24 protein-coding genes and 2 pseudogenes are annotated in these 23,701 nt (G+C 33.9%); 7 read left to right on the top strand and 19 right to left on the bottom strand.

The genetic code is table 11. The features are described 5' to 3' along the window. The 7 genes from esaA to AC22L0_RS06440 form a co-directional block, all read right to left on the bottom strand. Positions 1–2,231: type VII secretion protein EsaA (esaA, locus tag AC22L0_RS06470; RefSeq protein WP_487272172.1), on the bottom strand; the 2,231-nt coding region annotated here is incomplete at its 3' end. Positions 2,232–2,357: 126 nt separating this feature from the next. Beyond that, positions 2,358–2,654 (bottom strand): WXG100 family type VII secretion target, encoded by a 297-nt coding sequence (locus AC22L0_RS06465; RefSeq protein ID WP_000918601.1) that lies wholly within the window; start codon positions 2,652–2,654, stop codon positions 2,358–2,360. A gap of 298 nt (positions 2,655–2,952) precedes the next feature. Continuing rightward, positions 2,953–3,381 (bottom strand): GNAT family N-acetyltransferase, encoded by a 429-nt coding sequence (locus AC22L0_RS06460; RefSeq protein WP_000584232.1) that lies wholly within the window; start codon positions 3,379–3,381, stop codon positions 2,953–2,955. A 2-nt stretch (positions 3,382–3,383) separates the two neighbouring features. Further along, positions 3,384–3,749: a cupin domain-containing protein gene (locus AC22L0_RS06455; RefSeq protein ID WP_000688082.1), complete on the bottom strand. Its 366-nt coding sequence runs from the start codon at positions 3,747–3,749 to the stop codon at positions 3,384–3,386. A gap of 12 nt (positions 3,750–3,761) precedes the next feature. After that, positions 3,762–4,247, bottom strand: a complete 486-nt coding sequence (locus tag AC22L0_RS06450) for an N-acetyltransferase family protein (protein WP_487272171.1) — start codon at positions 4,245–4,247, stop codon at positions 3,762–3,764. Continuing rightward, positions 4,244–4,804 (bottom strand): 2'-5' RNA ligase family protein, encoded by a 561-nt coding sequence (locus AC22L0_RS06445; protein ID WP_000270885.1) that lies wholly within the window; start codon positions 4,802–4,804, stop codon positions 4,244–4,246. The genes AC22L0_RS06450 and AC22L0_RS06445 overlap by 4 nt, the downstream gene beginning before the upstream one ends. A gap of 6 nt (positions 4,805–4,810) precedes the next feature. Then, complete coding sequence (locus AC22L0_RS06440; protein ID WP_001181863.1) at positions 4,811–5,377, bottom strand: GNAT family N-acetyltransferase; 567 nt, start codon at positions 5,375–5,377, stop codon at positions 4,811–4,813. Between the two features lie 136 nt (positions 5,378–5,513). Between AC22L0_RS06440 and AC22L0_RS06435 the strand changes: the two genes are divergently transcribed. Further along, positions 5,514–6,140: a DUF1648 domain-containing protein gene (locus AC22L0_RS06435; protein WP_087967968.1), complete on the top strand. Its 627-nt coding sequence runs from the start codon at positions 5,514–5,516 to the stop codon at positions 6,138–6,140. Positions 6,141–6,160: 20 nt separating this feature from the next. On the opposite strand, the gene AC22L0_RS06430 is transcribed toward AC22L0_RS06435, so the two are convergent. Further along, a complete protein-coding gene (locus AC22L0_RS06430; RefSeq protein WP_000721385.1) occupies positions 6,161–7,288 on the bottom strand; it encodes a metallophosphoesterase in 1,128 nt (375 codons plus the stop codon). 170 nt (positions 7,289–7,458) lie between these two features. Further along, complete coding sequence (locus AC22L0_RS06425) at positions 7,459–7,881, bottom strand: GNAT family N-acetyltransferase (RefSeq protein WP_058840366.1); 423 nt, start codon at positions 7,879–7,881, stop codon at positions 7,459–7,461. Positions 7,882–8,010: 129 nt separating this feature from the next. On the opposite strand from AC22L0_RS06425, the gene pdxR reads away from it, so the two are divergent. Further along, a complete protein-coding gene (pdxR, locus tag AC22L0_RS06420) occupies positions 8,011–9,426 on the top strand; it encodes a MocR-like pyridoxine biosynthesis transcription factor PdxR (RefSeq protein WP_487272170.1) in 1,416 nt (471 codons plus the stop codon). Positions 9,427–9,515: 89 nt separating this feature from the next. Here the strand turns inward: pdxR and AC22L0_RS06415 are convergent, their stop codons facing one another. Further along, the gene (locus AC22L0_RS06415; RefSeq protein ID WP_000755125.1) at positions 9,516–10,361 is read right to left on the bottom strand and encodes a YitT family protein; all 846 of its coding nucleotides are present in this window, start codon (positions 10,359–10,361) and stop codon (positions 9,516–9,518) included. A gap of 180 nt (positions 10,362–10,541) precedes the next feature. Then, entirely contained in the window at positions 10,542–11,750 is a 1,209-nt protein-coding gene (locus tag AC22L0_RS06410) for a macrolide family glycosyltransferase (protein WP_097796442.1), read from the bottom strand. Positions 11,751–12,149: 399 nt separating this feature from the next. Between AC22L0_RS06410 and AC22L0_RS06405 the strand changes: the two genes are divergently transcribed. From AC22L0_RS06405 to AC22L0_RS06395, 3 genes and pseudogenes are all read left to right on the top strand, one after another. Continuing rightward, positions 12,150–13,028: a nitrate reductase gene (locus AC22L0_RS06405; RefSeq protein ID WP_087967974.1), complete on the top strand. Its 879-nt coding sequence runs from the start codon at positions 12,150–12,152 to the stop codon at positions 13,026–13,028. A gap of 23 nt (positions 13,029–13,051) precedes the next feature. After that, a complete protein-coding gene (locus AC22L0_RS06400) occupies positions 13,052–13,921 on the top strand; it encodes a GNAT family N-acetyltransferase (protein WP_087967976.1) in 870 nt (289 codons plus the stop codon). Next, a pseudogene (locus AC22L0_RS06395) lies at positions 13,922–14,184 on the top strand (class I SAM-dependent methyltransferase); the annotation flags it as partial. It abuts the gene before it with no gap. A gap of 22 nt (positions 14,185–14,206) precedes the next feature. Here the strand turns inward: AC22L0_RS06395 and alr are convergent. Then, on the bottom strand, positions 14,207–15,382 hold the full coding sequence (alr, locus tag AC22L0_RS06390) for an alanine racemase (RefSeq protein ID WP_087968098.1): 1,176 nt from the start codon (positions 15,380–15,382) through the stop codon (positions 14,207–14,209). Between the two features lie 171 nt (positions 15,383–15,553). Between alr and AC22L0_RS06385 the strand changes: the two genes are divergently transcribed. Continuing rightward, positions 15,554–16,015, top strand: coding sequence for a DinB family protein (locus AC22L0_RS06385; RefSeq protein ID WP_087967978.1), 462 nt, complete (start codon positions 15,554–15,556; stop codon positions 16,013–16,015). 15 nt (positions 16,016–16,030) lie between these two features. Here AC22L0_RS06385 and AC22L0_RS06380 read toward each other — a convergent pair. The 6 genes and pseudogenes from AC22L0_RS06380 to AC22L0_RS06355 all read right to left on the bottom strand — a co-directional run. Next, positions 16,031–16,502, bottom strand: a pseudogene (locus tag AC22L0_RS06380) (MFS transporter); the annotation flags it as partial. A 30-nt stretch (positions 16,503–16,532) separates the two neighbouring features. Further along, positions 16,533–17,309, bottom strand: a complete 777-nt coding sequence (locus tag AC22L0_RS06375; RefSeq protein ID WP_087967980.1) for a Cof-type HAD-IIB family hydrolase — start codon at positions 17,307–17,309, stop codon at positions 16,533–16,535. A 6-nt stretch (positions 17,310–17,315) separates the two neighbouring features. After that, positions 17,316–17,906 (bottom strand): histidine phosphatase family protein, encoded by a 591-nt coding sequence (locus AC22L0_RS06370; protein WP_001166436.1) that lies wholly within the window; start codon positions 17,904–17,906, stop codon positions 17,316–17,318. Between the two features lie 89 nt (positions 17,907–17,995). Then, positions 17,996–19,201 carry a stage II sporulation protein P gene (spoIIP, locus tag AC22L0_RS06365; RefSeq protein ID WP_340637547.1) on the bottom strand — a complete coding sequence of 402 codons (1,206 nt, stop codon included), beginning with the start codon at positions 19,199–19,201 and terminating at the stop codon, positions 17,996–17,998. 20 nt (positions 19,202–19,221) lie between these two features. Next, positions 19,222–20,190: an SPFH domain-containing protein gene (locus AC22L0_RS06360; RefSeq protein WP_000226252.1), complete on the bottom strand. Its 969-nt coding sequence runs from the start codon at positions 20,188–20,190 to the stop codon at positions 19,222–19,224. A 2-nt stretch (positions 20,191–20,192) separates the two neighbouring features. After that, positions 20,193–20,621: an NfeD family protein gene (locus tag AC22L0_RS06355; RefSeq protein WP_087967982.1), complete on the bottom strand. Its 429-nt coding sequence runs from the start codon at positions 20,619–20,621 to the stop codon at positions 20,193–20,195. A 274-nt stretch (positions 20,622–20,895) separates the two neighbouring features. Here AC22L0_RS06355 and AC22L0_RS06350 point away from each other — a divergent pair, with 274 nt between their 5' ends. Next, positions 20,896–22,113 carry an MFS transporter gene (locus tag AC22L0_RS06350; RefSeq protein ID WP_001245226.1) on the top strand — a complete coding sequence of 406 codons (1,218 nt, stop codon included), beginning with the start codon at positions 20,896–20,898 and terminating at the stop codon, positions 22,111–22,113. 85 nt (positions 22,114–22,198) lie between these two features. Here AC22L0_RS06350 and AC22L0_RS06345 read toward each other — a convergent pair whose 3' ends face one another. Then, positions 22,199–23,638, bottom strand: a complete 1,440-nt coding sequence (locus AC22L0_RS06345; RefSeq protein ID WP_087967984.1) for an amidase family protein — start codon at positions 23,636–23,638, stop codon at positions 22,199–22,201. Between the last annotated feature and the right edge of the window lie 63 nt (positions 23,639–23,701).

Below are 23,701 nucleotides of genomic sequence, written 5' to 3'. Positions count from 1 at the left end.
CCCGTTCCGCCTCCTGGGTTTCCTCCGGTTCCGTTGTCTGTTCCCGTTCCGCCTCCTGGGTTTCCTCCGGTTCCGTTGTCTGTTCCCGTTCCGCCTCCTGGGTTTCCTCCGGTTCCGTTATCTTTCCCCGTTCCGCCTCCTGGGTTTCCTCCGGTTCCGTTGTCTGTTCCCGTTCCGCCTCCTGGGTTTCCTCCGGTTCCGTTGTCTGTTCCCGTTCCGCCTCCTGGGTTTCCTCCGGTTCCGTTGTCTGTTCCCGTTCCGCCTCCTGGGTTTCCTCCGGTTCCGTTATCTTTCCCCGTTCCGTCTCCTGGGTTTCCTCTGGTTCCGTTATCTTTCCCCGTTCCGCCTCCTGGGTTTCCTCCGGTTCCGTTGTCTGTTCCCGTTCCGCCTCCTGGGTTTCCTCCGGTTCCGTTATCTTTCCCTGTTCCGCCTCCTTGGCTTCCTTCATTATTGCCTGTTGTGTTTTCCATTTTTTTGATAATAGGCGTTTTAGCATTGTGTACTAACGGCATTATGCCATACTGTGATTTATGAACCACATTTTCCACCTTGCTATTTTCCGTTTGTGTTCCTTTATCTTCTTTGTTAGGTTTTTCTTTTTCAGGACTAGTTTCTTTTTTATGAGTCCCACTCAATTCCCACTGCCACATTACAGGAGAGAACACATCTATATTGATGTTTGGATCTTTTAACTTCACATGCAGATCAATCTTTATATCCCCTTCATTACGAGGAGCTATTGTAATTTCTCCTGCTTCGCTTTGAAGAAAATCACTTGTACGATCCTCACCATCAATATGTAAGAATCCTGTACTTCCATCTAGTTTAAATTCTTCTGGAATCTTTATCTTCAAAATTTGCGGAGATTCCATTTTAATTACTTTCGCAGTATCACTAAATGTAATTCCCTCTGTATAAAGTCTATCCTTTACTTCTTTAATAGCGTTTCCTAAAGATATTTTATTTACAGGATCATAATAAAAATTATTTTCTTTATTATATTTTTTTGTAAATTGAATTACATTTTGCAGTTGTAATTTCGTTGTATCTGGCAAATCACTTTGACCGATTTCTTCCATGTTTAAACTAGGTAATTTCGCAATTAAATTCTCGATTTGTTTCTTTATTCGAGCATCTGGTTGTTTCATTAATGTATTTATGAAGATTTCTTGCTTTCCATCATTCGACATAGATTGCTTTAACTTCTTAATTACCGTCTCTTGAATATCACTTTCTAACTTTCCTGCAAGTTCTGTATCATATTCAGACACTTGTTTTTTTACATCTGCTAAATATTTTTGAATCGCTGCAGCATCAGTTAAAATATTCGGTTCTTTCTCTGAAAACGTAAATTGATTTGAAATAATTTTATTAGCGGATTCCAATGCACTTAATTGCTTTAAAGCATCGCCTGTATTCATATCATTCATATATTGATTGAATTGATTTGTGAAATTATTCGCTAACAAATTGTTATCAGTTTGCATTTTTTGAAAGTTATTAAAACCATCTAAATACGTACTGTTAGATTTATTCCCTTCATCTAACGCTTGACCGAAACCTTTTAAAACATCCTGAAATCCTTTGAAACTATTAACAGAAACACCTGTATAATCCTGTACTGTTTTAAATTGATTTGTGTAATTTGCTAACGGACTATGTATATCTTTTTTATACATAGTTGTTTGAACGTTTCCTTTTTCAATTATTTTACCTATATTATCTTGTGCACCTTGTAGCTTACCGATAATACTCGCAAAATAAACGTCGATTATTTGCTTATTGAAATCTTCTAAAATAACAGAAGCTGTATTTTCTGCCTCAGCTTTCAAATCCTTATTCCCAGTTGCATTTACTTTGTAGTTTAACGTTAATTTCTCTGGAATCTCTGAATCAATCGCAACTGCCTTCCTAGAAAAATCATTTGGAATAACAATCATCATATTGTAATTATTATTTTTCAATCCATTTTCCGCTACCCCGCGACTAACTACGTACCATTCTTGTTTCGTATTTTTATTTACATTTTTAACAAATTGATCTCCAAACGCTATTTTATTGCCCTCAAATACAGTGCCTTGATCTTCATTTACCAACGCAACTGTCATTTTTGGTGTAGTATTCTCATTAGCTTTCTTAACATTTTGATTTAATGCTAAATAGGAGACCCCTGTCGATAGTACAAGAGCTAAAATAATAAACAACAAGATGCTCCATTTGAACTTTTTCACTACTTATCACTCCTGCGACTGCGAGTCTATCTAATGAAAGACTTCGTATCTTACTCTAGTTTTAAAGTAATTTAGCCATACAACGTATGGTTGCATGGCTAAATTATATATTTCTTTTTATCTGTCTTATTGTAGACCGAAATTACGAGAAAGATCTTCGTCATGTCTAGCAACAGCTTCTGCAGTTTTATTAAGCTGCATATTAATTTCTTGTAATAGCTGTGCGAAGTTTTGTACTTTTGGCTTTAATTGATTGAACTGTTGGTCAAAACCTTCGAAAGCACGACCTTCCCATTCTCCTCTTAATTCATTTTGTAAGTTTTGTAGTTGACGTAAAATGTCCTCAATTTGATTTGCACCTTGTCCATATCGAGTCGCTTTCGATTTAAGCTCCTCTGGTGACATACGAATTTGTCCTGCCATTATTAAATCCCCCTTAAAATTAAAAAATAGTAAAATTAACCAATAATCAATTCTACAAATTGATTATATCAATAATTTAAAAATTTCTAAACAAAAAAATGATATTTTTCCAAAATTTCTCTTTTACTATAATAACGATATATTGTATAATACTAATTTATTTGTTTTTTAAGCACACTCTATAAATCGACTATAAAATAAAGGCAAACCATCTATTTTATACTTTATCGCTTTAAATTCCAGCGATAAAGTAGCCACTAAATCATTATTTTCTCTTCTCTCATTCAGACTATTCTACTCACTTCAAAGTCATAATTACCTGCCTTTCAACAAACCCAAACTCTTCGTACATCTCTTTTGCAAAATTCCCAGCAAATACATTCAACCGAATTTCTAAATACTTCTCCTTTAATTCCTTAATACCAGCTTCCATCAGTTCTCGCGATAATCCTCTCCCGCGATATTCTGGGAAAACGTACAATTCATATATAAATCCAAGTTTTTCACGAGAAAAATAGTCTGTATTTTCCCCTATTAATATCCATCCCATTACTTTATTTTTTTCTTTAACGATTAAATAGTATGCTCCTTTTTCTACAATCGGCTTTGTAATTTCAATCGCTTTCTCGGTACTTAATTGACAATTGCCTCTCGTCCCTTCAAAAAGCGATTGAGCGGCACATTTTAATATTTCATTGGTATCTTCTTGATTCGCCTTAATTATCATTTTTACAACTCCCCTTGAATAATAGGCATTACTATCGCTTGTTCAAGATTCTCCGCTTCCATAACAATTGCTGTTAATCCGTGTTCTGTACTTGTTTCATGGAGCTCTCCCTTTTCCCAAAACACAGCTTGTCCCGCCTCTATCTTTATCTTTTCTTTATTTACCCCACATACATATCCAGCTCCTTCCACAATAAGAAGCAGTTGAGATACAACTGCTTCATGATTACCGATGATTCCATTCTCGTGTAAATGCATAGCACCGATATGTATATTTCCTCGATGGTTTACTATTTTCGACATGATGAAATTAGATTGAAATACTGATAGGTGCTTTCCTACTTTTTCACTAAAATCAAAAATTTTCATTACTAGTTCTCCTTATACGTATAAAACCATCCTTACTGTCTGCATCATATGTCCTTCAAAGTCTTCTTCAAATTGCTCTAATTCAGCAAAACCTTTCGCTTCATAAAAGCGTTTTCCTTTTTCATTTGCTGCTTCTACATGTATGTACAATTTCCGTATCCCATTTAATGCTTTAATTCCTTTTTGTAATAAAGCACTTCCGATCCCTTTTCCTTGCTGATCTGGTAACAAATAAATCGCACCTAATTCCGCTTCATTTTGTAGTCTAACAGGTGAAAAGTTCGCAAACCCTATTACTCCTCCTTCTTCTTCCGCAACGAATAAATGCGTATTTTTAAGACGATATTTCATTTTTTCATCAGAATATGCCTCGTCTAAAAAACTGTCTTGAATTTCTCTTGGAATAATGCCTTCATATGTATCATGCCAAGCTATTTTTGCTACTGATTGTACAGCATGAATGTCTTCTTGCTTCATTTCTCTAATTATATATGTCATCTCGATGTCTCCATTCTCTTTAAATTATATTCTGCTAATATACTAGAAGAAACGGCAAAACCATTTTCATAATTCACCTTAATTAATTTTAATTTCTCAATTGAAGCTGTTGCAAAATCAAACTTTCCATAAATATATTCCATTACACTTAAAAACTGCTTTGTATGTAATCTATTTGCAATTGTACAATGCGGAACCCATTTTCCCGGTACGTAATATGAATTTGGGTTGTCATGAAAAGTTTTAAAATAATCATGATAAGAATAATGAAGTTTTAACAATTCATCGGTAACGGTCGGCGCTAGAAAGACCGTTCCATTAGTAGGAAAAATTCCAACAGAAAGAAAAGTTACTGCGTCCATATTTTCTTGAATAGCTACAAACTCCCCTAGTTTCTCAGTATACAAATGAACATCTAACTCATTATAATCCGCAATCGTTATATGAGGTTCTACTCCAGCTAGTTGATTTGTTCCAATTACATTTGTTAATTCATTTTGCAGTTCTGTAATTTTATTAGTAAACACACGATCAAATGTAGCAATAATAGCGTACAATCTTTCTCACCCCTTCGTTACACATAGCGCTTCCCATTCTTCACGAATCATGCCCATTCGAATAGAATCATAGTATGTTCCGTTATAATAACGACACTTTCGCATTCTACCTTCTAAGCTCATTCCTATTTTCTCCGCTACTTTCATCATTCGTTCATTACCAGACCAAGTCGTGAGCCCTACTCTACCAATTTCCATCTTTTCAAATAATAAATCTCGATATAACGTTAACGCTTCTGTACCGTAGCCACCATTCCAGTAAGTTGGATTATAAATAACAATTCCCATCTCCAACCAACGCGTCGGTTTATGCTCCCAATAAAATCCGACCGTCCCTATAATTTGACCGTTATTTTCTATAATTAAATTTGACAGTGGTTCTTCTTGCAAACGAGTTTGCATCTTTTCCTTATAGGATGAGTATTCTTGCATTGAAAACGGAAAATACGGTGCATCCCATTTTTTCCATTCTGGATTTTCTTCTTTAAACACGAGATTCCATAATGTTTTTATATCTGATTCTTCAATTGTACGAATTGTAACTTTCTTCCCCATTAATACAACGTTTTGCATAATTCCCTCCTGCATTCCTCTTTATTTCATATATAATTATAATGTTTTTTCAGAAAAATCAAAACTAATATCATTTATTATATTGTATAATTTTGTTATTAGATACCAATTATTGATTTAGAAAGCTGGTGATTCAGTGAAGAATCGATTTAGTATTGCTTTATTTCTCACTATTGTTACGACAAATATTATTCTCTATTTCTTCTTACCATTAAGTATTGTTACGAAATGGGACTTTAATGGAACGCCTACATCAACAATGGATAAAAGCACTTTTGTAATCGTAAATATAATTATATGTTCCTTCTTATTCTTTGTATTTTTAGCTTTATCTAAAGCAGCGAGTAACCAAAAATTTCTCCATTGGATCGGCAACACAATGTTACTATTCTTATTTTTTGTCGATATTGTCATCGCCCTCATCGCTCTTGGCTTTTCACTTCCTCTTGATCATTTCATATTTTTAGCATTAGGGCTTTTATTTATATTAATAGGTTATTTCAGTTCCAAAATTGATACGACTAAATCAACCGTTTCATTAGAATGGAATGATAAGCACCTTGAAAAAAGAGCTTCAAATATTAGTAGTATTTCAATGATGATAGCAGGTATTTTTTTAGCGATACTTCCTTTTATCGTTTCTGCTCCCTATAGAGGTTATACTATACTAGCAATTCTTTTAGGAATGACGCTTATCATTCTGCCGAGTACGATTTATTTACTTATTAAAGACAGCAAGCAATCTACTCCTTTAAAAAAATAGGAGGTTATATCCCTCCTATTTCAGCTTAATGTTTTATTTTTCACTTTTTCTATCTCAACTAAAATCCCTTTCTCTATCCAACCCTCTACGCCATCTTTTTTAATTAAATCATATCCTGAACAGCTATCATCAATGAGAGAAACGATATCTCCCTTCCTAACGCTTATTTGCGCACAAGAAATATCGGTTTTCACTGTATATTCACCTGACTTAAGTTGTTTCATATATTCATTTTTTACAGTGAGCACATTATTCGTTTCCTTTTGTTTACATACGGTGTAATCTTGCATCTTCTCGATAGGCTCTATGTAATAATACGGATATGTCACTCCGCCCTGCATTTCTGAATTCGCATTAAAATCCGCTATTACTTCGTACTCTGGAAAATAGTCTACATATGTATAAGAAAACGTATCGCCCGTTTGTTTCCTCTGAATAATAAATACGTTTAATTGCCCTGCTTCTTTAATTGCATTTCCTCCATCAATTGCAATAATTTTTTTCTCCTTATCAATAACTGGATTATTAGACGGTGCTTCTTCAGAATAGTTCACGACAGGCCAATGACCGACTATTACATACTTATTTGCTTTATGTGATTGATTGAAAAACTCCGGCATTGCTATCGCATTTTTGCGCTCAGTTTCTTTCCAATCTACTCTATCTTCTAGACCGGCATGCACAAAAATATAATCTTCTGTTTCAATCGCTGTTGGCAACTCTGTTAGCCAATATAGTTCTTGTGAAAATTCACTTAACAATGCTTCTTTCACTTCACGAATTGAAGTGCCCTCATGAACTGAAAAACCCAATTGCTCTAGCCATTCATTAAAAATTGAATGCTTCCTCGTACATAAATAATTAATAAGACCAGGATTTTCATTTAGAAGAGCATCAACTAAAACTTCACAATTCCCTTCAACAACGTGAACCTTTGAATTGTTCTTTACAAGATTCATAACGTAGTTTACTACGCCTACGCTATCTCGTCCTTTCTCGCAAAGATCTCCATTAATAATTAAATAATCTTCATCTTTAAAGTTAACTTTATGTAGTGCTTCTTTTAAAAGATTTAATTCTCCATGAATATCAGATATGACAATAACTCTAGCATCATTAGGGATTGATAGTTTCTTTATTTTTTTCAAGTATAAGCGCTCCAATCATCCTCTTTATTAAAAAACAATTCGACAAAATACACTATATAACCTTTTCAAATACATATACCATAACTTACAACCTATTTACGGTTCAATAATAACTTAAAAAATAAGAAGAAGCTGTTCCCAACTTTTGCGGGACAACTTCTTCTTATTTTTTATAATTCTTTATGAAAAGAATAACTCACCTTATCATACCCTTCTCTTTCATAAAAACGATGAGCATCAATTCTTGAAAATGCTGACGTGAGGACAATAGACTCACATTCGTTTTCCTTTCCCCAGTTCTCTATATACGAAAGTAATACTTTCCCATGTCCTTTTGAACGATGTGCTTCTGCTGTTACAAGGTCATATACGAAAACGTGTTTCTTATTATAAAAGTTCGTACAAATCGCTACACCTGCAAGGCTAACAACTTCACCATTCTCATTACGCAGCGAAAATAGTTTATAATTTTCTTCTTTCATATTTCGAAATAAAGAGCTTGTTTCCTCTTTTGAAAGTTTCGTTCTTAATTGCTGTAAAACAGGTAATACTTCATGTAATTGCTCTTCTGTTACTACTTCTTTAACATTCATTTTTAACTCTCCTCTAACTATTTATTTAATTTTCTAAATGTTATATCATTATTATAGAAAGTAACTGCCCTTCACTTAAGTGACAGTTTAAGTGTTTTTTATAAGGCCAGTTTTAAAGGAGAGTTTTATATGGATTTTACTATCCCATTGCAATTACAAAGTAACACACCTATTTACTTGCAAATTTACGAATATATTAAAGCTGAAATTATACAAGGGACTATTTCTGTCGGCACACGTCTACCCTCACACAGAAATTTAGCATCACAACTTAATATTAGCCGCATTACTGTTGAATCAGCTTATCAACAATTATTAGCTGAAGGTTATGCAGAAAGTAAACCGAAACGTGGTATTTTTGTAGCAAATTTCGATATTGACGTTATCCCAAATAAAAAGCCAAATGCAGCAAAGAAGACGAGCAATTTGATAGACGAAAAATTTGAATATGATTGTAGCCAAGGACTTATTGATCAAAATACATTTCCGATTACAAATTGGAAACGAGCATTACAAGAATCCATACTTACATACGAAAATGCACTATTTGCCAAAGAAGACCCTCAAGGTGAATTCGCTCTTCGAGAGCATATATCAACATATTTATATCATTCTCGCGGTGTCCATTCTTCACCTGATCAAATTGTGATTGGCGCCGGAACGCAGCCACTTCTCTGGCTACTACTTCAACTGCTTGGCCCTACAAAAGAATACGGCATTGAAAACCCTGGATTTCACCGTATACACGCAATCATTAAAAGCTGTGATAGACAAATTCATCCCATACCATTGGATGAAAAAGGGATTGATATTTCTAGTTTATACAATACAAATTCCAATGTCGCATACGTTACACCATCACACCAATTTCCGCTCGGGATTATTATGCCTTTATCTAAAAGATTAGAATTGTTAAAGTGGGCTAATGATTGCAGCGGATACATTATTGAAGATGACTATGACGGAGAGTTTCGCTACGCTGGTAAGCCGATTCCTTCTTTACAAAGTCTTGATTCAAATGAACGCGTTATTTATATGGGAACTTTCTCAAAATCTTTTTTATCTTCTTTACGAATGGGATATGTTGTTTTACCACCACACCTTTTAAAAACATATCAAGAACTGCATGGAATTTTCAAACAAACAGTCGCTACAATACAACAACTTGCTTTTGCTAACTTTATACAAAGCGGGAATTGGGAACGTCACCTTAATCGGAGTCGTACACTATATAAAAGAAAACATCATGCGTTAGTAAAATCCATTATGAAAGAAATGGGGGCTAATGTTCAAATTCTTGGCGAACAGTCCGGACTTCATATTGTTTTATGTGTCCATAACAGTATGAATGAAAATGAACTGATTGAATCCGCTAAAAAACAAAGCGTTAAATTATACCCACTTTCTCCATATGATTTCGTGAATGATTTACGTAAGGAATCATACGTATTACTCGGCTTTGGTAGTATTCCAGAAAATAAAATTGAAACGTTGGCTACATTATTAAAAAACACTTGGTTTCCTAGTTGCAAGGAAACTTTTTAACAGTGGATTTAACTTGTAACATGTTAACAATTCAACAAAATAAAAAAGAAGGCTGTTCCAAAATAACTTTTTGGACAGCCTTCTTCTAGTTATTCACCTGACCTAGCTTTCCTTCCCGGACGTTTCACACCAGTCGTTTCTGTTGAATAGGAAGCTTCGATTATAGCGGCTGGATCTACAGAGAGAACGAGATCTTTCATTTTCGGATAAATGAATCGGTTTGTAATGCAATAAATGATTCTCTTATGCTCCCCTAAAAAACCACCTTCTCCATGTAGATACGTAACAGATAGTTGCAATTCTTTCATAAGTAAATCGCCTATTTCTTTATTCTTCCCAGAAATAATCATAACGCTCTTACCTTGATTAATACCATCTAATATAAAATCAATCATCTTCGTAACAATATAGAAAATTGCTAATGAGAACATCGCTTGTTCGATTGAAAATAAAATGGCAACAAAGATGAAAATAACTGCATTTACTGCAAGTAAAAATGTACTAATCGGTACATTAAAGTGTTTATTCATCCAAACTGCTAACATTTCCGAACCGTCAATTGCTCCACCCATTTTAACAACAATCCCAACACCAATTCCAAACAGTACTCCACCATAAAGTACAATTAATAACTCAGAAGTCGTAATTGCTGGAAATGGTTTTAAATAAATTAATCCGAGTGTTGTAACTACATTCGCATAAGATGTACGGATAAAAAATTTCTTTCCCATTACTTTTGCAGTAAATAATAAAATTGGGATATTAATTCCTAAGAACACACCATAAAGCGGCAATCCTGCGACTTTATTTGCCATAATAGCAATAGCCGTTACCCCGCCATCTACTAATCCATTAGGTGCTAAAATAAGCTCTAATGAACCTGCTACTATAATTGAGCCAATTGTTAATAATACGTATTCAAATACTTTCTTCATTCATTACCCCCAAAACTTATATATTTTCTTAGTATTATTTTAACGTAATTTTACTACTAATTCAAAGGTATCGATTTATATACACAAAAGTTTCTCCTTTATCGCTATTTTTATGTAACACATGTAACGCGTAATACTAAAAACACACTTACAAATTAAAAGTAAGTGTGTTTTTAACATCTATTTAATCTTTACGTACGGCTTCATTTTTAATTTGAATATTTCCTCAACTGCCCTTTGATATCCACCGGCATTTCTAAGCGACTCTCCCACTTTACGACTATTCTCCTTAAACGTCACATCCTCCATTACTTTCTTTACAGTCTCACGTAACAATTCAGAAGTTAACTCGTTGCGATTAAGTCTTATTCCTGCCCCTACTTCAGTCAATCGTTTTGCAACGAATGGCTGATCTCCTGTTACCGGAATTACAACTAATGGAACACCGTAATATAACGCTTCACTCGAACTATTCATACCACCATGTGTCACGAATACATCAGCATGCTGTAAAACTTCTAATTGCGGGACATAATTATACAACTTAAAGTTTTTCGGGATATTTTCAAATTGACTTATATTTATCTTCTTACCAACGACTAATACGACTGTCGCATCAACATCTTTAAACGCTTCAAAACATTTTTCATACAAAGCAGGTTGTTCATTAAAAACTGTTCCCATAGAAATGAAAATCACTTTTTCATTTTTTAAATCTTCGGTAGGAAAACTCCCCACTTCTTTTCGAGTAGCAATTGATGGACCTACAAATTTATACGATTCATCAAATACCTCTGAACGTGGCTGATATTCTTTTGAAGTATATACAATCGTAATATCACCAGGATGGTTCATAATATCATACATACTATTACATTTCATTCCATACTGCTTATTCCATCTTTCCATTCCCGCTAAACAAGATTGATATAATGGATCCATTTCATCTACTTGTCTCGCTTCTTGCTCATCATGAAAATTAATGTACTGATTAACAGCAAACGTTGTACAGGATGAAACGCTTGGTAATTGTAAAATATTCGCTATAATACGTCCTACTGGAAAATGATTATCATATATTAAATAATCATATTTTTCCTCTTTTGTTTCTTCTACAATTTGAGTAACAATACGCTCTGATGCTTCAATCATATGAGATAGCATCGTCAAAGGGCTCCCACCTTCATTTACTCGTTCCATAATATTAATTTGAGAGAGAAAATTCTCAAACACTCGGAATTCCGCACCTGTTGCTTCAACCTTCTTTCTATAATCTTCAATACAATAAGAAACAACTGTTTCCCCTCGCTGAATTAACTCACTTACAACAGCTAAAGTCGGATTAATATGACCTTCCCCAGGAAAATTTATTACGAGTACATTTGCCATAACATTCTCTCCTATCCAATTAATATAATAAAATTAACAATTAATTATATTAATTAATTTAAGTCTATTATAAATGAATGCATTCTACTTCTTCATGCTTTTCTCTTCATTTTATTATTGAGAAATATTTTCTATAGTCTACATTATTGTGATTCACAATCTTATAAATGAATGCTTAATTTTACTTTTACTCTTCATAGATTTAAAGATACCAGTCTTACATTCAAGTATTACCACCATTATTTTTAGACAATTCATACAAAAATAGAGAAATATAATATTTTTAATGAATTTTCACTATAAATGTAAGTATGCTTTCAATCTTTTTATCTTTATCCTCATAACACATCATCTGTTATATAATGAATTTATGGAATTTACAGAAAAAGGAGTCTTTTCATGTTACAACAACTATTCAATTCACCTATTCTATCCGTTCAAGCCTTGCACCCAGGTTATGAAGATCATGCAAGTGATGTTTTTCTCGTTCAAACAGAAGATACAGAAGTTATCGTTCGTGCTTCTAAAATGAATGAAGAACCAAATAATGATTTTTGGTGGGGATGTAAAAATCTATTTGGAATTGATCCAAGGAACGTCCATCATTTAGAAACTGTACATACATTGCTGCAAGAACATACGAATCTTCCTATCCCAACAATATTAGAAAAACATGTTTTAAATAGCCGTGAATTTGTGGTGGTCGAAAAGTTAGTAGGTAACACAGTTCAATCTTTTATCGAGCAACCAGATTCTATTTTATTCAGCCTAGGAAAAGGACTTGCAGAAATACATAAATTTAAAGCCGATTTCATAGGAAATCCGTCAGGCACGTTCCAAGTTCCACTAGATGAATTCCAATCACATATTTTAAACGTGAGTAAAGAGCTTGCGAATATGTTTTATTCCAATGATGAAAGCATAAAAAATGCATTCCCTACCTTTGAATCACAACTTTCTTCCCTGTCCGTACCAAAGGAATCTACACTCGTCTTAATTGATATGGATCCTACTCAATTTTTATCTGACGGTACAACTATTACGGGTTTAGTAGATAGTGAAGCTTACGCTGTTGCTCCGCGAGAACTTGATTTTATCGGACTAGAATATGTACTTACCGAAAAAGAAGCACATGCCTTTAAAAGTGGTTACGAAACAATTATGTCTATTCCTCAATTAGAAGAATATAGACAGCCTTATCGTTATTTATACCGACTGTTATCTGTGCAAGGTAATGTGGAATTAAAGAAATGGTTAAGTCACCCATCCTATTTTTAAATACAAATGAGAGGGAGTATACAATGGATATTCAGAAAAAGCGTTATGTAACAGAAAGTGAAATACAGCAAATGAAGGATTTGGCTTATATTTGTGGGCAACAAGACAATCTTGATTACTCTTCAGATTTACATATCAACTTTTTAAAAAATCGAAATGAAGATTATATAAACGATTTTCTTCTTTATAACGGTACTCAATTAATTGGCGCTTTAAATATGTATGATTTCGAAAGACCAACAAAGCTTGAACTAATAGGCTTTGTACATCCTCATTTTAGAAAACAACGTTTCGGAACTATCCTTTTACAAACTGCAATGAAAGAAATACAAAATAGAGAGACAGATGAAGCTCTTCTTATTATTAATGGGGATTCTATTTCTGGGAATGAATTTGTAAAACATATGAAGTTACCATATTTATATAGTGAATATAGTATGGAGTTCAAAACAAACGAATTTCAAAAAACAACAGATAATAATATACAGCTTACTCTTGCACCTTCAGAATCACTTCTTGATCTTATTGAAATTTCTAGTAAAGCTTTTGGTGATTCAGTAGAAAATACGGCTACATGGTTACAAAAAATGATGAATTCATCTTCCCATCAAGTTTACAGTGCCCTTATTGCTGGAAAAGTGATAGGAACAATTACAGTTTCTAAACAAGAGCAATCTACTACACTATCAGGATTCGCCGTTCATCCTTCTTATCAAGGTAAAGGATACGGAAAAGATATTCTTTGTAATATAGTACATACTCTTATTACAGAAGGAGTTTCAACAATTGAGTTAGACGTCGAAACGAAAAATATCCACGCTTTAAAACTATATACACAATGTGGTTTTGAAATTAACACGAGGCATGACTATTATAATTTAATTAATTTTTAGGTGAATACATATGTTAAAAAAACAATTTATTCTAATTATGATATTTTAGCAGACATCTATAATAAACATTGGGGACATTTTGTTGAATACTCCTATCCAGCCTCGTTTTACAAGATGCTCTTCCCTACTCTCGTATATTAGATCTTTGTTGCGGGACTGGTCATCTCTGCCGGTGATAGTTTAATTTAGTTGAACTAAAAAGTGTGTTTCGCAAAGTTTACTCCGTATTACATAACGAGGGTATATTCGCATTTGATATGAATAAAAAAACTGAATCGAAATGATTCAGTTTTTTCTTAATATATTTACAACTGCAGTTGTTTCGTCATTTTCTTTATAGACACGCGGAATTCTTCTATCTAGCATACATGTAACTTCATAGTTTATTGTACCTAACATATCCGCTATTTCTTCTACTGCGATATTTTCTTCACCTTGTTTACCGTAGAATACTACTTCGTCTCCTACTTGTACTGGCATCGCTTTTGAAACATCCAACATTAACTGATCCATACAAACACGGCCAATAACAGGTACTCGAACCCCATTAATTAACGCATAGCCTTTATTAGATAATTGACGATTATAACCATCAGCATAACCAATTGGTACAGTCGCAATCCATTCTTCACCAGTTGTTACATACGTATTCCCATAACTTACACCACGATTCTTCTTCGCATGTTTAATATGAGCTACTTTTGATTTTAACGACAACGCAGGCTGTAAAGAAACGACTGAATGATCCACTTCTTTTGATGGATACATACCGTACACTCCTATTCCAACGCGTACCATATTTTGAAATGTGTTACTTAATTCCATTGATCCCGCACTATTTGAACTATGAATATATGGTATTTGAATTCCTAATTCTTTCGCTGTATTAACAGCTTTTTCAAATAAATTTGTTTGCATATTCGTATATGATTTATCGATTTCATCTGCCGTAGAGTAATGCGTAAACATCCCTACTACCTCTACATACTCCATACGGTTTAATTCTTCTAAAAATGGTTTAACTTCTTCTTCTTGTAAACCGATACGACTCATTCCTGTATCAATTTTCACTTGAATTTGTACTTTCTTTTGAAGACGGTTTGCAATTTCATTTATACCATGTAAATCTTCTACTCTATAAACAGTCATCATAACGTCATATTGAATTACATCTTCTACAGCCGCTACTGGTGTGTATCCTAAAATTAAAATTGGTACAGTAATTCCTGCTTCTCTTAATTCTATTGCTTCATCTACAAATGCAACTGCAAGTTGATGTATTCCCGCTTCAATTGCAGCTTTGGCAACTTCAACTGCCCCATGGCCATACCCATTCGCTTTTACAGCAGCCATCATCTTAATTTCTTCATCATTTACATGTTTTTTAAATTCTTTTACATTATGTTTTACAGCATTTAAGTCAATTTCTACAATTGTATCTCTTCCATATTTCAAACTCATTGGTCTAACTCCTAACTCAATAATTGCATTCCATTCTATTTCACGTTTCATATGACCTTTTACAATATAATACTTTTCATTATGCTAGTCAAACTACTAGAATTTTCAGAATTTTTAGTATGATATAATATCCTCAAGAAACTATTATATACGGAGACGAGGAGAATTACAATGTTTGTTCAATCTGCATTGCATCAACTAAAAGTTGCTATTGATACTTCTATTTATATGCTTAACCAATATAGTGAAAACGATTTAAAAATACAACCGATTCACTCAAAACGATCATTATTTGAAATGTGTGCACATCTTTCTCTTATTTGTCATGCTGATTTACTCATTTTAAATGGTATTTCAGAAAAAGAATTACATACCTTTTATATAGAACATACGCCCGTAACAGTTGCTCACATGCAACAAACGATGATTGAAGGATACAACCTTCTCTCTAAAACATTTCTTTCCTACTCCCAAATAGAATTAGCAGAAGTTATGACTGCCTATTGGGGGATTTCTTATTCGCGCTTTGAATGGTTACTTGAAATCGTTGCACACTTTTATCATCATCGTGGACAAATTCATATTTTATTATGCGAGCATATGAAAGATCCTAGCATTCCTTTATTTGAGTGATTTTCCACTCATTCATTAATTAGCTACAAAATCAATAAAAAGTATCATTCCTAATAAAATAAATGTTTGAGCATAACCTCCTATTTTCATAAGATAAATAGAAATGATAGGTCCTATACTAGTACCTAAAAATAAAATAAAAGTATATTCCCCTTGCTTTCCCTCCTAATTGACCTCCAAGAGAAACTAAAGACGGAACGGATATAGCAATACCTATTACAAAACAAACACTCATCATTACAAGTAGAGATAGATCCGAAACAAAGCCCATTGAACTTAGACTAAAAATAACAATCAACAATCCTCCTTGAAGAACTTTCCTTACTTCAAACCTCTTTGTTAAAAGACCTGCAAGTGGTGACAGCAACATACCAAACAGCCCTGCTAAGCGAAAATAAAGGATTTGTTCTGCAGTTAAATTGTAAGTAGGAGAGCTCAAATAATTCCCTAAAACAGTATACATATTAACAAAAGCCATTATTAAAACAGGATTTTTCACACTGACTAACTATTAGTTTTAAATAATTCGCAACTTCTTTAAGGCATAAGAAATTCCGCCTTCACTCGCCTTCGTTGTAACGAAATCAGCCCTTCTCTTCAACTCCTCTCCACCATTTCCCATCGCAACTCCTAATCCTACATACTGCAACATCTCAATATCATTTCCACCATCGCCAAAAGCAATGGCTTCTAATTTACTAATATTTAAATGTTCCAATACTTTTTGAATTGCAGTTAGCTTCGATACTTTACTATCTTCCAATACATTTATAACGTAACCATGAAAACGCTCAAACGTAAGTGCTGGATATCTTTCAATGAATTTTTGAGCTTCTGTATCATCAGCATACAGACATATGCAATACATCTCATCTGATAAGTTTCTAACTTTGTCAGGATACCGCTCTAAATTTAAAGTTTCATTTAACGCCCGCATGACACGGTCATCTTTGGAAACAATATTATTCATTGCAAATTCTTCTGTAAAGTAAGAAACACTGTGACCATGTAATTCAGCAAAATTTGAAATATCATGAACGATTTCGCTTGAAAGTACTGATTTATGTATAACTTCTTCCCCACATTTTATATGTGCACCATTTGCTGAAATAAACGTATTTATACCTAGTTCCTTAAATTGTGAGCATAAACTATACGGTCTTCCAGTTGTAACAACTACGTGAATTCCTTTATCTATTAACCTTCGTATCGCTTCTTTTGTACTTTCGTGCATGCTTCTATCAATCTCACTTAATAACGTACCGTCAACATCGAAAAATACAACTTTGTACATAAGTCTTTACATCCCGTCCAAATGATTCGTATCATTAATGAAATGCACCGTTTTTTGTTCACCCTCAATTTCAATTAAACTTATTCCCGTATCTCCCATTTTGAAATAGTAGTCCATTGAAATTGGCATTTTGAAAAATGCACGTAATAGACTATTAATTACGCCTCCATGGGCAACAATTGCAATTCGATCATATGTATTCTCTATCATAATTTTAGAAAAGATTCCTTCTATTCTCATTCGAAACTCAATAAATGATTCTCCGTTTTCAAAACGGTCATGAAGAAACTTTGGCTCTGGATATTTCTTTGCTTCTTCAAATGATAAGCCTGCTTGCACTCCATTATTAAACTCCATTAATTCCTCTTCTAATTGAATTGGACAACCAATTGCTTCTGCTAATGTTTCACCCGTTTCGCGAGCGCGTTTTAATGTGCTTGCCCAAATGAAATCTGGCGCAAAATCTTTTTTCACTTTCTGTACAAGTCTTTGTACTTGTTGTCTCCCTTTGTCAGTTAACTCAAAATCAGCTCGACCTTCATGCACATGTAAAATATCAGCTTCTGATTCTCCGTGGCGTATTAGTAGTATTTGCATGTTTCTCTCCCCCTTTATTTAACATTCATAAAATTCCATTATATCACATTTTAAGATTCCAAAATAAAAAAGGAACGGTCTCCCGTCCCTCATCCATTCACTTTTTCCGCATCATTCCAATAATATTTACTAAACGCTTCTGTTAACACATCAATTGTGTTATATAATTCATCTAACGTATTATCAACACCACCAACTTCAATTAACATCGCATTTTTCGATAAATCTTGGTTATAAACGCCATTTCCATCTTTTTTATACTTTGGAAAAATCCCTCTACTTAATCCGTAATAGTTTTCATCTAAATAACTATTGATCGCTCTTGCAATTTTTTCATTTTCAGCACGGCCTTCATTTTCCATCCCAATTATAAAATATAATCTTGCATACGATTTTCCGTTAATTACTTTTGTTGTTACTTTCTTACGCTGATCGTCACGGTGTATATCAATCGGAAACCCAATTTTATTATTTTGTGCTAATGCTTCTTTTACATATTCATGAGACGCTTTATATGACTGATACCATACCCACTTTTTACTCGCTAATAAATCACCCATATTCGTTTTATCATGAACTACCGGAATTCCTTGTCCTTCAAGTTGCTCTTTCATACGTTTCCCTAGTAAAGACACATTTACATCTGGGCTAGATGGATCAGTTGCCCCTGGTAATAATGGAAAGAAGGATTCCCAGCTATGTGTATGATAAATATATACTGCACTTTCACCTTTTTTCGCTCCGTTCTTTTTCTGAACCGGATTATTCTTTTCCGCTTCTGTAACTTTATCTTTTGCTATTTCCCGTTCTTTCGTTACTTCTTCAATCGGTACACTAGATTCATTTGGGATATTCGTCAAGTTTGTCCCTTCCCCAGCTACGATAATATTAGAATAATACTTTGACATACCAGGTACTTCTTTACCGACGAATGTTCTTAAATCTTTAATTTTCAAATCTGTCGCAATAGAGAACATTAAATTCCCAACTGACTCTCTTTTATTCTTCTTAAAATAATCAAATCCGTAATAGCGATTCTCACTTTCTATCATTTGAACAAAACCTTGCATCGATACTTTTCCAAACCATTGATTTGCATAATTCGATTTCATTGTATGTAAAAATGACGTCAAAATCGACGCTATCATAATTACTATTAGCGCATATAAAAGGAGTAACGAAATCAGTTTCTTCCCATGTATTCGAGTTGCATACTTTTTCACTGCATCACCTTCTTTATACATGGATATGTACAAGCTTTTCGGAATATACGCAAAAAAAAAGAGAAATGGTATCCCATTTCTCTTCCTCACTTTTATTGTTCTTTTCCTGTATCATTTGAAGGTAGTTTCTTCGCTTGTTTTTCTTTAAATATTTCTCCAATTGCCCCAAGAGTACCAAGTGTTTCAATTGCATTAGACGGAATAAAGACTTTATTTGCTGGTCCTTTTGCAACTTCAGCTAATGATTCAAATGATTTGTAAGCAAGTATACGCTCATCCAAATTCGCTTCACGAAGCAATTCAATACGATTTTGTTCTGCCTTTGCGATTTCTTCAATTGCCCTTGCTTCCCCTTGCGCTTCTAATTCTTTTGCTTCTTTTATACCTTCAGCTTCGCGAATACGCGCTTCTTTATCCCCTTCAGCCATCAAGATTTTACTTTGCTTTTCCCCTTCAGCACGAAGGACTTTATCTTGTTTTGCTGCTTCAGCTTCTAAAATAATCGCACGTTTATTACGCTCAGCCTTCATTTGTTTTTCCATTGATGCTTGCACATCTTTTGGCGGGTTAATATCAACAACTTCGACACGTTCAATACGTACGCCCCATTTTTCTGTTGCTTCATCAAGCGCTAAGCGGATTTCTGTTGAAATTTTTTCACGACCAGATAACGTTTCATCCAGTTCCATTTTACCGATAATTTGACGCATCGTTGCTGAAGTAATATTACGAACACCATATTCATAGTTTGAAATACCATATGTCGCAAGTTCTGGTTCAACAATTTGATAGAAAATAATAGTATCAATTTCTACTTGAACATTATCTTTCGTAATTACCTTTTGCGGTGGTACATTCGTTTGTTGAATACGTAAGTCATGATATACACGAACACGATCTACAATTGGTATTAAAATATTTAACCCTGGGTGCATGATACGTTGAAACTTACCAAATCTTTCAACAACCCCAACTTTTTGCTGAGGAATAATTTTAATTGTTAATGCGATAAATGTAACTACAATTAGTGCGAATATAATCGTTAACGTTAATGCTACCATATTTATTCACTCTCCTTTTTCACTTGTAATATAGTACTATGCCTCTTTATAACAACGACTTTTTCTCCAGCATCAATTGAAGAATCTGCAATAGCTGTCCAAGTATCTCCATCCACTTTCACAATACCACTCGCTTCATTTGTAATCGCTTGCATAACAATCCCTTTTTTACCAACAAGCATATCTACTGTATCAGTAAAACCTTTTGCTTCTCGAAAGTTTTTTGAAATTCTTTTCGTAAAGAATGTCAAAGTTAAACTTACAATTGCACCAACAGTAACTTGTAACAGTAGTGCATCAGGAGCAAACAAAGCAATAAGACCTCCGACAACAGCTCCAATTCCAAGCCAAAGCATGTAAAATGTAATCGACAACATTTCTGCGATAAATAAAATACCAGCTATTATAAACCAAATTACCCAAGCAGCCATATGCAACCCTCACTTTCTTTCTCATTTTCTATATGTATATGAAGAAAAGAATGGTTTATCCGCCCTTTCTTACACTTGGGCGTTTGCTACAAGCTATTGTACATACTCACTGTTACAATGATCATTAATATAATACTATATCAATATATTCTTCATTATACATTAAAATCCCTTTCAAAAAGTGACAAAAAATTAAATTCTTTAAAAATTTTAATTTTTAAATTACAATTATTCTAATTACTAAATACTATTTTTTATAGAGGTGATAATCTTATTGAGAAACCTGTCACTAATCTACTATTTAGGTTCCAAAATATGCATTACTCTCGCTGACATCGTATATGTAATGATTATTACAACTCATATTTATATAGCAACTAAATCAGCTACTATTACTGCTCTTTTTCCATTATTACAAGTTATCACAAATCTAATTGCTAACATCTCTGCACCACTTATAATAAATCGTTTTCCATCTTATACGCTGTTATATACGCTCCAATGGCTGAAAACAGTCTTTTTACTATTATTAATGATTTTGTTCCCGGTCTTATCCACAAACATTATAGCTCTATTAACTTTTATTTTTGTCATTTCATTATGTAGTGGGTGGAGTGCTCCGTTATTATACGGTATTCTCCCGCGCCTTACACCGAAAGAAAAATTAGTAAAAGTAAATAGTATCTTTTCCTTTTCAACACAAATTGTGCAAGCCGTTGCTTATTCATTTACGAGTATTGTCGTTCTTCTCATTGGCGCTACTTCTACACTCATGATTAATAACATTTTAATGATTTTCGGATGCATTGCATTACATTTTTCATTACGTTCCATACATACTGAAAGAATAGCAGATTCTCCCTCTTCCAAAAGTACTGTTTTATTGGAAGGTTGGAAACTCCTATTTCAAAATCCTTCTCTCCGTACCGTTACATATATGGACTTAATCGAAACTTTCGCAGGGACAATATGGATTGGTGCTATTACGATGGCATACGTTACGACTATCCTTCATAAGGGCGAAGAATGGTGGGGATATATTAATACAAGTTATTATGTTGGCACGTTAATCGGTGGTCTATTAGCATGGAAAATGAGTTCCTATATTCAAAACAATTTAATACGATCTATGTCGATTGGCTCTCTTATATTTAGCATTCTTACATTTTTATATGGTATGACGAGCAGCGGATTTATTGCGCTTTTTCTATGTGTTCTAATGGGACCATGTTATCAAATTAGAGATATTTCCCAAACGACTGTTTTACAATCAAGTGTCGCCCCTGCTTTATTATCCAAAATGTATACAGCACATGGTGCACTTCTTTCAACAGCCTCTGGACTATCTATGCTTAGCATTGGCATTATTACTGATATGTTCGGTGTTCGTACAATTTATATCATCGCTTCTATTCTTATTTTATGTTCCGCTTGTTTATCTTTTAGTTTATTAAAATATCATAAGACAGAGCAGAACGATATTTCAATTTAATCACTAAAACAAAGAGGACAGGGATTCCTGTCCTCTTTGTTTATTCTATTCATGATAAGTTGGGGATTTTTCTATGCTTTGTCGCTTATTCAAAAGCATAAGCTAATTTAATTAATATCCCTTCACTAAAGGCAGTGCTTGCAATGGTAATTCCAAAAGGCCTCCCGCTTTCCATATACCCTGCTGGTATTGCTATAGACGGATAACCCGCTTTTGCACATATAGTAGAACCTATATAGGAAGGAAACAGTATCGCATCAAGATTATATTTTTCCAATGCAAAATCAATGCCTTGTTCTTGAGAAAAATATATATCTTCTAATCTCGCATTTAAATATTCTGGATTTCGTAACGTATTAGGAAAATCTTTTCTTCCCTCTAACTTAGTTTGTCCATATTTTAAAGCACTTTCTGCTATGTTTTTATTAAACTCCATTAACTCCGAAATAGAATGTACCGGGATAGTAGAAGGTAATTTAGAAAGATAGTTATCTAAACTATGCTTCAGCTCATAAAGCGGAACTCCCCAGTTCCATTCTCTATGAAAAGAAGGAATATCAATATTTTCTACTACTGTCGCTCCTTCATTACGTAATACTTGAATCGTTTCCTTAAACAAGATTTCATCATACTCACCATTTTCGTAATAATCTTTTGGTGCATCGTTAAACACACCAATCTTCGCTCCATTTAAACCATTTGCATCAAGGTAAGATGTATAATCCCGATATGCCCTATTTTCACTTTTTCGAGTAACTACATCTTTCTCATCCACTCCAGTTAAACTCCCTAGCAAAATAGCAGCATCTGTTACCGTTCTAGCAAATGGTCCAGCTGTATCTTGCGAATAAGTAAATGGAATAATTCCTCTACGACTAATTAAACCGACAGTCGGTTTAATACCTACTACAGAATTTTGAACAGCGGGGCTCAAAATAGAAGCATCGGTTTCTGTCCCAACAGATACTACTGTAAAGTTAGCAGCAACTGCTATCGCAGATCCTGTACTAGATCCGCCAACAAACATATGATCCTTGCCCGTTCCGTATGGATTGATTGTTTGACCACCTCTTGCACTATATCCAGCCCACATTTCAAAAGACATTGCATTTGCTAATTCTGTCATATTCGTTTTTCCAATTATCACTGCCCCTGCTTCTCGCAGTTTAGTAACAAGAAATGCATCTTCACTGCTTATATTTTGTTCTAGAGCTATTGTACCTGCACTTGTATGCATGGAGTCATTCGTTTCAATATTATCCTTAAGCAAAACAGGTATTCCATGTAATGGACCCCTTATACCTTTTGTCTTTCTTTCATAATCTAACGCTTCTGCAATAAAAATTGCATCTGGATTGATTTCTAAAATTGAATTGATTTTCGGTCCGTTTTGATCATACTTTGCGATTCTATAAAGATAATACATCACTAGCTCTTTTGAAGTTAACTTTCCTGATTCCATTTCATTTTGAATATCTTGAATTGTTAATTCCTTTTTTAAGATTGGATTAAACTGAATTTCCATTTATATTCTCCCTTATATGAACTTTTTTAGCGTATACCCCTTACTTTTTCATTTTTTTCACCT

The organism is Bacillus sp. LQ01, from assembly GCF_057624735.1.
Note: the sequence above shows the minus strand (reverse complement) of the source record. Positions and strands in the feature narration are given on the sequence as shown.